The organism is Streptomyces nanshensis (genome assembly GCF_001751255.1).
GTDB classification, from domain to species: Bacteria; Actinomycetota; Actinomycetes; order Streptomycetales; family Streptomycetaceae; genus Streptomyces; species Streptomyces nanshensis_A.
The window spans coordinates 1-11,479 of record NZ_LJGW01000309.1 but is presented as its reverse complement, the minus strand read 5'-3'; the positions used below and the strand labels follow the sequence as shown (position 1 = coordinate 11,479).

General features: G+C 74.0%; 10 protein-coding genes and 1 pseudogene. 6 read left to right on the top strand and 5 right to left on the bottom strand.

Going from position 1 to position 11,479, the window contains the following annotated elements:
• Window positions 1–965: pseudogene (locus AN218_RS18300) on the bottom strand (hypothetical protein); the annotation flags it as partial.
• Between the two features lie 252 nt (window positions 966–1,217).
• On the opposite strand from AN218_RS18300, the gene AN218_RS18295 reads away from it, so the two are divergent.
• Genes AN218_RS18295 through AN218_RS37550 form a run of 3 tightly spaced genes read left to right on the top strand, consistent with a single transcriptional unit; the run spans window position 1,218 to window position 4,182 of the window.
• Entirely contained in the window at window positions 1,218–2,126 is a 909-nt protein-coding gene (locus AN218_RS18295; protein WP_070017970.1) for a Nif3-like dinuclear metal center hexameric protein, read from the top strand.
• Complete coding sequence (locus AN218_RS37555; protein WP_070017969.1) at window positions 2,123–2,866, top strand: zinc ribbon domain-containing protein; 744 nt, start codon at window positions 2,123–2,125, stop codon at window positions 2,864–2,866. Before AN218_RS18295 ends, AN218_RS37555 begins: the two co-directional genes overlap by 4 nt.
• Window positions 2,866–4,182, top strand: a complete 1,317-nt coding sequence (locus AN218_RS37550) for a bifunctional RNase H/acid phosphatase (protein WP_070017968.1) — start codon at window positions 2,866–2,868, stop codon at window positions 4,180–4,182. The genes AN218_RS37555 and AN218_RS37550 overlap by 1 nt, the downstream gene beginning before the upstream one ends.
• Before the next feature lie 68 nt (window positions 4,183–4,250).
• Here the strand turns inward: AN218_RS37550 and eda are convergent, their stop codons facing one another.
• The 3 genes from eda to AN218_RS18270 all read right to left on the bottom strand — a co-directional run bounded on the left by eda (window position 4,251) and on the right by AN218_RS18270 (window position 6,774).
• Window positions 4,251–4,898: a bifunctional 4-hydroxy-2-oxoglutarate aldolase/2-dehydro-3-deoxy-phosphogluconate aldolase gene (gene eda / locus AN218_RS18280; protein WP_070017967.1), complete on the bottom strand. Its 648-nt coding sequence runs from the start codon at window positions 4,896–4,898 to the stop codon at window positions 4,251–4,253.
• A gap of 86 nt (window positions 4,899–4,984) precedes the next feature.
• Complete coding sequence (gene yaaA, locus AN218_RS18275) at window positions 4,985–5,794, bottom strand: peroxide stress protein YaaA (protein ID WP_070017966.1); 810 nt, start codon at window positions 5,792–5,794, stop codon at window positions 4,985–4,987.
• Window positions 5,795–5,931: 137 nt separating this feature from the next.
• Window positions 5,932–6,774, bottom strand: a complete 843-nt coding sequence (locus AN218_RS18270; protein ID WP_070017965.1) for an alpha/beta fold hydrolase — start codon at window positions 6,772–6,774, stop codon at window positions 5,932–5,934.
• A 261-nt stretch (window positions 6,775–7,035) separates the two neighbouring features.
• Between AN218_RS18270 and AN218_RS18265 the strand changes: the two genes are divergently transcribed.
• Window positions 7,036–8,652, top strand: a complete 1,617-nt coding sequence (locus AN218_RS18265) for a PP2C family protein-serine/threonine phosphatase (protein ID WP_070017964.1) — start codon at window positions 7,036–7,038, stop codon at window positions 8,650–8,652.
• Here AN218_RS18265 and AN218_RS18260 read toward each other — a convergent pair.
• On the bottom strand, window positions 8,642–9,883 hold the full coding sequence (locus AN218_RS18260) for a PP2C family protein-serine/threonine phosphatase (RefSeq protein WP_070017963.1): 1,242 nt from the start codon (window positions 9,881–9,883) through the stop codon (window positions 8,642–8,644). The genes AN218_RS18265 and AN218_RS18260 overlap by 11 nt on opposite strands.
• 286 nt (window positions 9,884–10,169) lie before the next feature.
• Here AN218_RS18260 and AN218_RS18255 point away from each other — a divergent pair, with 286 nt between their 5' ends.
• Window positions 10,170–10,871 carry a hypothetical protein gene (locus tag AN218_RS18255; protein WP_070017962.1) on the top strand — a complete coding sequence of 234 codons (702 nt, stop codon included), beginning with the start codon at window positions 10,170–10,172 and terminating at the stop codon, window positions 10,869–10,871.
• 85 nt (window positions 10,872–10,956) lie between these two features.
• The gene (locus tag AN218_RS18250) at window positions 10,957–11,403 is read left to right on the top strand and encodes a lipocalin-like domain-containing protein (RefSeq protein WP_070017961.1); all 447 of its coding nucleotides are present in this window, start codon (window positions 10,957–10,959) and stop codon (window positions 11,401–11,403) included.
• The last annotated feature ends 76 nt before the right edge of the window (window positions 11,404–11,479 follow it).

Below are 11,479 nucleotides of genomic sequence, written 5' to 3'. Positions count from 1 at the left end.
AGCTCGCCCTCCCGCGTCCACACGCCCTTGCCCGGCAGCCATCCGGCGGGGGCGCGGAAGCGCCGCAACTCCCGCTGCATCGGCCGCCAGACGCCCAGCCACGCGCCGCCCGCCCGCGCGCCCGCCGTCTGCCCGTGCAGCGCGACCGCGCAGCTCTCCGGCAGCAGCATCTGTCCGGGCTGTACGGCGAACGGGGTGAGCAACGCCCCCTCGGGATGCAGGGATTCGGGGAAGCGCACCGGCCGGTGCGAGCCCAACACCCCCCAGCCCAGCCGGAATTCACCGGGCGCGTCGGACCGTACGATCAGCAGGCCGCTGTCCGCGTCGGCCAGCAGCAGGAGGTCGTCGCTGTCGTCGGTGATCTGCAGCAGCGGGCTGACCTCGCCCTGGCGGCCCAGGTCGACGGCGACCGTCTTGGTGCGGCCCGTGCCCTCGATGTCCGTACGGTCGACGGCGAGCAGCCTGCCCTCGCGGTCCAGCCAGGCGCCGCCCGCGCAGCGGCCCGGCACGTCGGCCACCCGCCGCGGCAGATTGTCGCCGCCCGCGACGAGCCACACCTGAGTGGAGTGCTCGCCCACGGTCAGGGCGTACGCGCGCCGCCCGCACGGGGCGGGAGGGAGCAGCGTGAGCCGCTCCGACTCGACGGTGCCCAGGGGAAGTTCGCCGGTGCCCGGACCCGTCGGGTAGAGCAGGGCGATCCGGTGGGCGCCGTCCTCGCGGCGGGCGATCAGGACGCGTCCGTCCGTGAGCGGCAGCAACTGGCTGTCGGTCTCCTCGGACCGGTCTCCGGGCAGCGGGACCGCATACGGCTCGGGGCCGTCGAGAGTCCAGCGCTCGGGGAACCAGCCGCCGTCCGCGGAGGAGTTGAGCCGGGCCGCGTAGGCCCCGTCGGCTGCGATCGTGAACGTGGCGTGCCTTGCCGTCCGGCTGTCCGCGACGAGGGCCTCGGGAGCACAGGCAGTCATGGGTCGGTCACCTCCAGTCAGGAAGCTAGGCGCCCTTCTCCGCCCGAACAATCCGAGTCCGGGTCCTTCACGCAGATGAGTGGCCGATGTGCGAATTGCCTGCGCGATGCCGGGCCGATGTGCTGCGCGACGCCGCACCGCGCGGTCCGTACGGCGGCGGAGAACGCCGCAAGGCCCGGGTCCGCGGCGGGCGCCCTGGGGGCGGGACGGCGGCCGGTCGGCGTGCGCGGCGCGGAGGGTAGCCTTTCCCCCGTGCCAGCACTCTCCGACGTCATCGCCGCGCTCGACGCCCTGTGGCCGCGCGAGCGGGCCGAGCAGTGGGACGCCGTCGGCACCGTCTGCGGCGACGCCGGCAACCCGGAGGCCACGGTCGAGCGGGTTCTCTTCGCCGTCGACCCCGTCCAGGAGATCGCCGACGAGGCGGTCGCGCTCGGCGCCCAACTCCTCGTCACACACCACCCGTTGTATCTGCGCGGCACGACGACCGTCGCCGCCGACACCTTCAAGGGCCGCGTCGTCCACACGCTGATCCGGCACGGCGTCGCCCTGCACGTCGCGCACACCAACGCCGACACCGCCGACCCGGGCGTCTCCGACGCCCTCGCCGGCGCCCTGGACCTGCGGGTGCTGCGTCCCCTCGTGCCCGATCCGGCCGACGCCGCGGGCCGCCGCGGTCTCGGCCGCGTCTGCGAACTCCCGCGTCCCATGCGGCTGTCGGAGCTGACCGAGTGGGCCGCGCGCCGCCTCCCCGTCACCGCGCAGGGCGTACGCGCCGCCGGCGACCCGGACCGGGAGATCCGTACCCTCGCCGTCTGCGGGGGCTCCGGCGACGGGCTCTTCGAGCAGGTACGCGCCTCGGGCGCCGACGCCTATCTCACCTCCGACCTGCGCCACCACCCGGTCTCCGAGGCGCGCGAACACTCGCCGCTGGCCCTGCTGGACGCCGCGCACTTCGCCACCGAGTGGCCCTGGTGCGAACAGGCCGCCGCACAGCTCGACGAGGTCTCCGACCGGCACGGCTGGGGCCTGCGCACGCATGTCTCGCGCAGGGTCACCGACCCCTGGACGGCACACGCGGCCTCCTGCGCACCCTCCGACGCCGCCCACTCCGACTCCGACCGCAGCGCCGACCACGACATCACCCCGGGAGCCCCCAACTGAACGCCGCGCCCGCCGATCAGATCCGACTGCTGGACGTCCAGGGACTGGACACGCGACTGACGCAGCTCGCACACAAGCGCAAGAACCTGCCGGAGCACGAGGAGATCACCTCGCTGGAGGCCGACCTCGCCCAGCTCCGCGATCTGCTCGTCGCCTCCCGTACGGAGGAGAGCGACACCGCGCGCGAGCAGACCAAGGCCGAGTCGGACGTGGACCAGGTGCGCCAGCGCGCCGCCCGCGACCAGAAGCGGCTGGACTCCGGACAGGTCACCAACCCCAAGGACCTGGAGAACCTGCAGAGCGAGATCGCCTCCCTCGCCAAGCGCCAAGGGGACCTGGAGGACGTCGTCCTGGAGGTCATGGAGCGGCACGAGTCCGCAGCCGAGCGCGCGGCGGAACTGGCCCAGCGCGTCGAGGCGGTGGAGGCCAAGTCCGGCGACGCGGTCGCCCGCCGCGACGAGGCGGTCCGCGAGATCGACGCCGAGGCGGCACGGGTGCGCGAGGAGCGCGAGTCGGCCGCCGGGTCGCTGCCGGCGGACCTGCTGAAGCTGTACGAGAAGATCCGCGAGCAGCAGGGCGGCGTGGGCGCGGCCCGGCTCTTCCGACGTCGCTGCGAGGGCTGTCAGTTGGAGCTGAACATCACCGAGCTGAACGAGGTGCGCGAGTCCCCCGAGGACGCCGTGGTGCGCTGCGAGAACTGCCGCCGCATCCTGGTCCGTACGCCCGAGTCCGGTCTGTGATGGCGGCCGGGCGCGGCGGGACCGGCAGCGGTTTCGTCATCGAGGCGGACGGCGGCTCGCGGGGTAACCCGGGGCCGGCCGGCTACGGCGCGGTCGTACGCGACGCGGCGAGCGGCGAAGTCCTGCGGGAGACGGCCGAGTTCATCGGCGTGGCGACCAACAACGTCGCGGAGTACCGGGGGTTGATCGCGGGCCTGCGCGCGGCGCACGAGCTGGATCCGCACGCCTCGGTCCATGTGCGCATGGACTCCAAGCTCGTCGTGGAGCAGATGTCGGGACGCTGGAAGATCAAGCATCCGGACATGCGGCCGCTGGCGGCGGAGGCGCAGCGCGTCTTCCCGCCGGGCTCGGTGACCGGCTACGAGTGGATCCCGCGCGCGGAGAACAAGCACGCCGACCGGCTCGCCAACGAGGCGATGGACGCGGGCCGGCGCGGCGAGCAGTGGTCGGCCGCCGCCTCCACCGCGGAGCTGGAGGCCGCGGACGAGAGGGCACGGGCGCAGGCGCGCTCGGAGACCTCGGGCGCGGCTCTCCCGCGTACGGCGGTCTCCGGACGCGTACGGGAGTCCGCGCCGGTGGAGCCGTCCGCCGCCGCGGACCCGGTCGTTCCGGCACCGGCTTCCCCGGCGGCACCGGCAGGGGACGACGCCGCCGAGACGTCCGCCCCGCAGAGCGGCTGGGGCCCGGACCTCGGCCCGCCGACCACCTTCGTCCTGCTGCGGCACGGCGAGACCCGGCTCACCCCCGAGAAGCGCTTCTCCGGCAGCGGCGGCACCGACCCCGAACTGTCCGCGGCCGGCTGGCAACAGGCGCACGCCGCCGCCGAGTTGATGGCCGCGCGCGGCACGCTCCAGGGCATCGTCACCTCGCCGATGCGCCGCTGCCGTCAGACGGCGTCGGCCGTGGCGGAGCGTACGGGCCTCGAGGTGCACGTCGACGAGGGCCTGCGCGAGGCGGACTTCGGCGCCTGGGAGGGCCTGACCTTCGCCGAGGTGCGCGAGCGGCACCCGGAGGATCTGGAGCGGTGGCTGGAGTCCACCGAGGTCCGTCCGACCGGCGGCGGCGAGAGCTTCGCGACGGTCGCCGAGCGCGTCGCCGTCGCCCGTGACCGGCTGCTGAAGCAGTGGGCGGGCAGGACGGTGCTGCTCGTCACGCACGTCACGCCCGTCAAGACGTTCGTACGGCTCGCGTTGGAGGCGCCGCCCGCGGCGCTGTTCCGCATGGAGCTGTCGGCGGCCTGTCTCTCGGTGATCGCCTACTACGCGGACGGCAACGCCTCGGTGCGGCTGCTGAACGACACGAGCCATCTGCGCTGAGCGGGACGCCCCCCCGGGTCCTCCGGCGGTCGGATCCCGCTCCTGCCGCTCCGTCCGCGCGTACGCCGTCAGCCGCCGAGGGCCGCGGCGCCCTCCGCGAGCCGCTGGACGCGGGGCCAGTCCTGTGCGGCGAGCGCGTCGCCCGGCACCATCCAAGTGCCGCCCACACAGCCGACGTTGGGCAGTGCGAGATAGCCGGGCGCCCGCGCCTCGTCGATGCCGCCGGTCGGGCAGAAACGGGCCTGCGGCAGCGGCGAGGCGAGGGACTTCAGATAAGGGATGCCGCCCGCGGCCTCGGCCGGGAAGAACTTCATCTCCGTCACCCCGCGCTCCAGCAGCGCGACCACCTCCGAGGCCGTGGAGACCCCGGGCAGCACCGGTACCCCGCAGCCGCGCATCGCGGCCAGCAGCCGGTCCGTCCAGCCGGGGCTGACGAGGAAGCGGGCGCCCGCGTCCACGGCCTCCTCCGCCTGGGCGGGGGTCAGCACGGTCCCCGCGCCGACGACCGCCTCGGGGACCTCTGCGGCGACCGCCCGGATCGCCTCGACGCCCGCCGGTGTGCGCAGCGTCAGTTCGACGACGGGCAGCCCGCCCGCCACCAGGGCGCGGGCCAGCGGCACGGCGTCGGCGGCGTCCTCCAGGACGACGACGGGGATGACGGGAGCCAGGCCCAGCAGCGACGACGGCTCGGGGGGCGGGGAGACGGAGGCAGCCATGCGGGCATCCTCTCCTCGCGGAACGCGCCGCGCAACGCGCGTTGCGCGCCGCGCAATTGAACGCCCCGACGCGGCGCGACGGACGCCTACAGCTCCGTGACCACCACGTCCAGGGCCCGCGGCTTCCCGGGCTTGCGCCGCTCCGTCTGCTCCCCGGCGTCCTCGACGACGTAACCCAGCCCGCGTACGGCCGCGACCAGCGCCTCCGGGGTGCCCGGCAGCGGTCCCGCCTCCAGCAGGGCCTGTACGATCCGGCCCTTGGTGGCCTTGTTGAAGTGGCTGACGACGGTGCGCTTCTCCACGCCGTCCACCACGGAGGACTGCAACACCCGTACGGTGACGGTGCGTTCGGCCAGTTCGCCGGTGGGCTTCCACATCTGCGCATACGCCGTCGAGCGCAGGTCGAGCACCGGGCCCGTCCCCGCGGCGGCGGGCAGCGCGGCGGCCAGCGGGCCCCGCCAGTGCGCGTTCAGCGCGCCGAGTCCGGGCAGCCGCAGGCCGCCCGGGCAGCGGTAGGAGGGGATGCGGTCCTTGATCCCGACGGCGCCCCACAGTCCCGAGAAGACCAGCAGCGAGCGGGCGGCACGCCGCTTCGCCGCGGGGCTGAGCCCGTCCAGGCCGAGGGCGTCGTAGAGGACGCCGGTGTAGATCTCCCCGGCGGGACGTGCGGGCGCCGAGCGCAGCCGCGCGTTCTTGGCCACCTCGCCGCGCAGCCCCTCGCTCAGGCCCAGCACCTCGCGTGCCTTCTCCTCGTCGGCCGAGCAGAGCGCGGTCAGCTCCTCCAGCACCGCTTCGCGAGCCGGCGCCAGCTCCGGCAGGGACAGCACGTCCGGGTCGAAGGGGCGCCCCCGGCCTCCGTCGGCCTTCCCCTCGGACGGCGGCAACAGCACGAGCACGGTGGATCTCCCGGGATACGGCGGCGGAAGGGACGCCGAGCAGCGTATGCGGTGAGTCCTCCCGCGGGCACACGGGGCGGGCGCACCCGCCCGTACGCGCGCCACGGACCGCCGCCCGCGCTCCCCTCCGAGGCCCGTCAGGAAGCCGTCTCCGCCACGAACTCCCGCAGCAGCACGGCCAGTCGGCGCGGCTGGTCGACGGGGATCAGCGTGTAGCTGTCCTCGATCTCGACGAGCCGGCCGTCCGGGAAGAGCTCCGCGAGCCGCCGCCCGTGCTCGCGCGGCATCAGCCTGTCCTCCGTCGCCCACACCACGAGCACCGGCCCGGTGAAGGTGCGCATGCGCTCCGCCCACTCCAGCAGCGTCGCCCTGTCCGGTACGGACAGCGCGTACGCGGCGAGGTCGCGGCGGATCTCCGGCCGGGTGCGGGCCGGTTCGAACCAGGCGTCCATCATGGCGTCCGGCACGGGCCGCTTGCTCATCCAGCCCCAGCCGCCGGGCGCCCGCCGCACCGCCCGCAGCCGCAGCGCCTGCATGGTCAGCCGGAGCCCGCCGGGCACGCGGAGGGCGAGAGCGATGAGCCGCCCGGCCAGTCCGGGCGGATAGTTGTCGAACGCCTCGCACGCGGTCAGCACGACCCGGCCGATGCGTTCCGTACGTCCCTCCGAGAGCAGGATCTGCGCCCCGCCCCAGTCGTTGAGCACGAGCGTGACGTCCCGCAGGTCCAGCCGCTCCAGGAACTCCCCGACGAGCAGGGCCATGCCGCGCAGCGACAGATCGGCCCCGGGCTTCATCGGCGTGCGGTGCGCGCCGAGCGGCAGCGTCGGCCGGACACAGCGGTGGTGCGGGCCCAGTTCGGCGACGACCTCCTGCCAGAGCGAGCCGTCGATCGTCAGCCCGTGCAGCAGGACCAGTACGGGCCCGTCGCCGCCCGAGTCCTCGTACGCGACCGTTCCGGCGGAGAGCTCCACCTCGGGCATGGGACCTCCTCATCCCTCGCGGACGGCGGGACCCGTACGCACCGCGGGCCCCTCGCCGTACCCCCGCGCATTCTCCTCTCCTGCCGCGGACCGGGCCGCCAGGACCGACGGGGTGCGCTGGTCCGGGCCGGCCTTCGCTGGCGGCCCGGGACCCGCGGGTGCAGCCTGGAGGAAAGGTCGCGGACACGCGGGGACCGGCCGCCGCACCGGCAGCACCGGGGCCGGCGGGCGGCGAGCGGTCACGCCGAAGGAGGACGTTCGATGGCCAGGGCAGCATCCTCCCGGGCGGAGATGCTCGGGGAGATCATCGCCGCGAGCCATCTGGTCACGCTCACCCAGCTTCCCACCGTGGTGAGCGAGGAGGCGCGGCACCACGGCTGGCCCGAGGTGCTGATGTACCTGGCCGACCTGCGGCAGACCATGCTGACGCTGATGCCCGGCGAGAACTCCGAAGACCTCCGGGAGTCCGGCGAGGTGCCCACCGAGTTCCCCATCGACGGCACGGTGCCGGGACGCGCCTTCCAGCTCGGCGAGATCCTGCCCACCTCCGCCGGCGGCGGCCAGTGGTGGGTGCCCGTCCTCGACGGCACGGAGCGGATCGGGATGATGCGGGTCACGACCGGCGAGGACGGCGCACAGACCAAACAGGAGCTGCGGGACCTGGCCGGGCTCGTCGCGCTGCTGCTGGTGACCAAGCGCGGCACCAGCGACTCCTACGCCCGGCTGGTGCGCCGCCGCCGGATGAACGTCGCCGCGGAGATGGAGTGGCGGCTGATGCCCCCGCGTACGTCCGCGACGGACCGTGCCCTGGTCAGTGCCCTCATGGAACCCGCGTACCAGGTCAGCGGCGACGCCTTCGACTACGCCTTCACCGGGGACGTCGTCCACCTCAGCGTCTTCGACGCCATGGGGCACGACACCGCCGCGGGCCTGACCGCGAACCTCGCGGTGGCCGCCTGCCGCAACCACAGGCGGCAGGGCCACACCCTCGTCGAGACGGCGAACGGCGTGGAGAAGGCCCTCGTGGAGCAGTTCGAGGACAACCGCTACGCGACGGGCGTCCTCGCCGACCTCGACGTCAACACCGGCGAGCTGAGCTGGATCAGCCGCGGCCACTTCCCGCCGGTCGTCATCCGCGGCGGGCGCTCCGCCGTCCAGCTCGGCTGCACGCCGGCGCCCCCGATGGGGACGGGGCTGGGCATCACACCGGGGCTGTGCCACGACCAACTGGAGCCCGGGGACCGGCTGTTGCTCTACACCGACGGCATCACCGAGGCCCGGATGCCCGGCGGCGAGGAGTTCGGCCTCGACCGCTTCACCGACTTCCTCATCCGGCACCACGCGGACGGACTGCCCGTACCGGAGACCCTGCGCCGCTTCATCGCCCACCACCTCGAATACCACGGGGGGCGGCTGAGCGACGACGCCACGGTGCTGGTCCTGGAGTGGCACGGTCCCGTTCCGTACGCGCCCGGCGAGGTCGAGGCGCTGGTGGGCCTGCCCGCACGGAGCGCACCGGCACGGATGGAACGGCCCACACGGTGGGGCACACCGGGCCGTCGCGGGCGCGGGGCGGCCGGCAAGACGACGGGGAAGACGGGCGGAGCGCCGGGCGGCGGCACGGGAACCACGGGAAGCAGCACGGGCGCCGCGAAGGACGACGACTCCGGCGGCACGGCCGATGACGGGACCGGCGACAGCGCCGGTGACAGGACCGATGACGGCACCGGTGACAAGACTTCTGACACTGACACGGCAGAGGACACGGCAGAGGACACGACGAGCGGTCCGGCGCGGAGCACGGCGAGCGGCGGGGCGAGCCGGGCGGGCGGCCCGGCGCTCCATCCGCCGCGCCGCCGCCCGCCGATCAGAGGTTGATGACGACCAGGGCGATGTCGTCGCGCGCGCCCTCGCTCACCCCGAGCCGCGCCAGCACTTCGTCGGCGACCTGCTCGGCGTCGCGTCCGCCGCTGAAGGCCAGGGCGCTGGTCAGCCGGGCGATGCCCTCGTCGATGTCCTCGTCGCGGCGCTCGATGAGCCCGTCGGTGTAGAGCACCAGACAGTCGCCCGGACGGTACGGAGTACGCGCCTCCGGCCGGGTGCCGGTCTCACCGCGGGTGGCCAGCGGCGGATCGGTCGCCTGGTCCAGCAGCTCGCAGTCGCCCTCGGGATGCAGCAGGACGGGCGGCAGATGTCCGGCGCTGCTGTACGCGATCACCTGCTCGTCCGTGTGCACCCGGACCTTGACGGCGGTGGCGGACTGCGCCCCCTCGACCGAGTTCGCGTACAGGCCCAGGATCTGCAGCGCGTGAGCGGGCCGGTCCGTGGCGCGCATCGCGGCGCTCAGCGCGCTGCGGAGCATCCCCATCACCCCGGCCGCCTCCAGGCCGTGCCCGACGACGTCGCCGACCGCCGCCGAGAAGCCGCTGCCCGGTGCGTCGGTCACGTCGTACCAGTCGCCGCACACGTTGAGCGTGCCGACGGCCGGCAGATAGCGCACCGCGACGCCGGGCCGTGGCAGGTCGGGGGAGTAGAGCATCGCCTCCTGGAGCGTGAGAGCGACCTGGCTCTCCCTGGCGTGCGCCCGGCGCAGCTCCTCGTTCACCTTCTGGAGCTCCTGCGCCCGTACGTACAGCTCGGCTTCCGTGTTCTGCTCGTGCAGCGTGTCCGGCCCGTCCGGTACGCCGAGGGGGCTGCGGGCCTTGACGAAGCCCGTGACGTCCTCGACCCGGTGGATGATCAGCCGCACCGTGCCGTCGTGGCCCATGACGGGAGTGTTGACCGGCGACCACCAGCGCTCCTGGAAGCAGCCGGGGCGGCCGACGTCGGGGATGTCGTACCTCTGGAGCGCCATCGTGTCCGTCCGTCCCAGTTCCAGGACGCGGAGCAGCGACGCGTGCAGATTCTGCACGCCGTCCGCCTGGGGATCGGCGGGGTTGGCGGGAAAGGCGTCGAAGAGGTATTGGCCGACGATGTCCTCGCGGGAGCGTCCCGTCGCCCGCTGGTAGGCGCGGTTGGCGTCGACGATGGTCAGCTCGGGGTCGAGCAGCAGATTCGGGCTGGGCAGCTCCGCGAAGAGCGCGGCGTAGTCGATCTCCGATCCGGTCACGGTTCCTGCCCATTCCCCTGTCGGCTGTTCCCCCGAATCTACTGACCGCGCCGTGGCCCCGCTCGTCGTACGCCGCCACCCGTACCCGTACGTGCCGTATCCGTGGGGGCCGAACCCGTGCGGCGGCGCCTCGCGGACGGCACGGGACCGCATGCCGGGAGCCGGCGTTGGGCAGCAATCATCCGATCGGGCAAGAAACCGGGCGATAACCGGAGGTCCGGCACGGCCCTTCCGCAAGCGTCCGCGTGGGTACGACGGCCTGTCCGTACGACGCCACAGGAGCCCCATGCTCAGGACCGGCATCGCGGCCGGCGCCGCGCTCGTGATGACCTGCGCCTTCGGCGTGACCCCGGAGTCCGGCGCCCGTCCCGCCGTCCGCGGCACCGGCTTCCAGGTGGCCTCGCGGCTCGGCGTGACCGCGGTCTCTCCCGTCCGCCCGTACACGGTGACCTTCGGATCGGCCGGGCTGAAGACGCGCTACACCCCGTATCTGACAGCGGCCGCCCGGCAGTTGAGGGAGGCGGGGGTGCGCATCAGGATCGGCGGGGGGGAGAGCGTCGCCGCCGACCGGTGCCCGCCGCGGGGCCATATCCACTACACACAGGCGTACCGGCCTGTGCGGCGCGGCGGCTACAGCCTCGGGCTGCCGTGCACGGCCCCGCCGGACGGTGTCGCTGCGGGCGGCGTCGTGACCATGGACAGCGAGTACTTCGACGGCACCTGGGACATCGCCCCGTACAAGCTGCGCAACACCTTCGTGCACGAACTCCTCCACACCCTCGGCCTCGACCACCCCAACCGCGACCTGGACGGCGACGGCACCGCCGGGCCGTACGAGTGCGTCACCGGGCCCGGTGGCGTACGGCCCGTGATGTGCTCGCCCAACGGCGGCCACCGCACACCGGAGTCGGCCGGCAGACTCACCCGCTTCGACCTGGACGGGGTGCGGGCGCTGCTGGCCAACGCGCAGCGCCAGGGCGCCGGTTGAGGCACGCACCGGGCCCGTGCGCCGGCCGGCGGCGCGCTCGCGCGCATGCGGGGAGACGCGGCCGCGCGGAGGGTTCAATGGCGCCATGACGACGTCGCGTGCGGACGAGGTCCGCGAACTGCTGCTGGGAGCCTGGCGCCTGGTGTCCTGGGAGGTCACCGAGGCCGACGGCACGGTGTCCCGTCCGCTGGGGGAGCATCCCCTCGGCCAGCTCCTCTACGACCGCGGCGGCCGGATGTCCGCGCAACTCGTCTGGGCACACCGGCCGTTGCCGGACGGCGAGGACTGGCGGCAGGCGAGCCAGGAGGAGATGACCGGTTCCTGGCCCGGCTACTTCGGCTACTTCGGCACCTTCACCGTCGACGGGGACACGGGCACGGTCACCCACCACGTCGAATCCGGCTCCTTCCCCGGCCTCACCGGCACGGACCAGGTACGCGACCACCACCTGGAGGGGCGGAGGCTCACCCTCGGGGCGGTCACGGCGTGGGGGCGGGTGCGGATCGTCTGGGAGCGGTACGAGTACGAGTGAGATGAGGGGCGCGGCCCGACTCCCTGTCCGGGGCGGTGAGTTCATCGCCGGGCGCGCCGGCGCGCCCGGCAGGCGA

Excerpts from the sequence above, each read along its gene's own strand:
- AN218_RS18250 (WP_070017961.1), top strand. The coding sequence starts at position 10,957 with ATGACGACGTCGCGTGCGGACGAGGTCCGCGAACTGCTGCTGGGAGCC.
- AN218_RS18255 (WP_070017962.1), top strand. The coding sequence starts at position 10,170 with ATGCTCAGGACCGGCATCGCGGCCGGCGCCGCGCTCGTGATGACCTGC.
- AN218_RS18270 (WP_070017965.1), bottom strand. The coding sequence starts at position 6,774 with ATGCCCGAGGTGGAGCTCTCCGCCGGAACGGTCGCGTACGAGGACTCG.
- eda (WP_070017967.1), bottom strand. The coding sequence starts at position 4,898 with ATGGCTGCCTCCGTCTCCCCGCCCCCCGAGCCGTCGTCGCTGCTGGGC.
- AN218_RS18265 (WP_070017964.1), top strand. The coding sequence starts at position 7,036 with ATGGCCAGGGCAGCATCCTCCCGGGCGGAGATGCTCGGGGAGATCATC.
- AN218_RS37550 (WP_070017968.1), top strand. The coding sequence starts at position 2,866 with ATGGCGGCCGGGCGCGGCGGGACCGGCAGCGGTTTCGTCATCGAGGCG.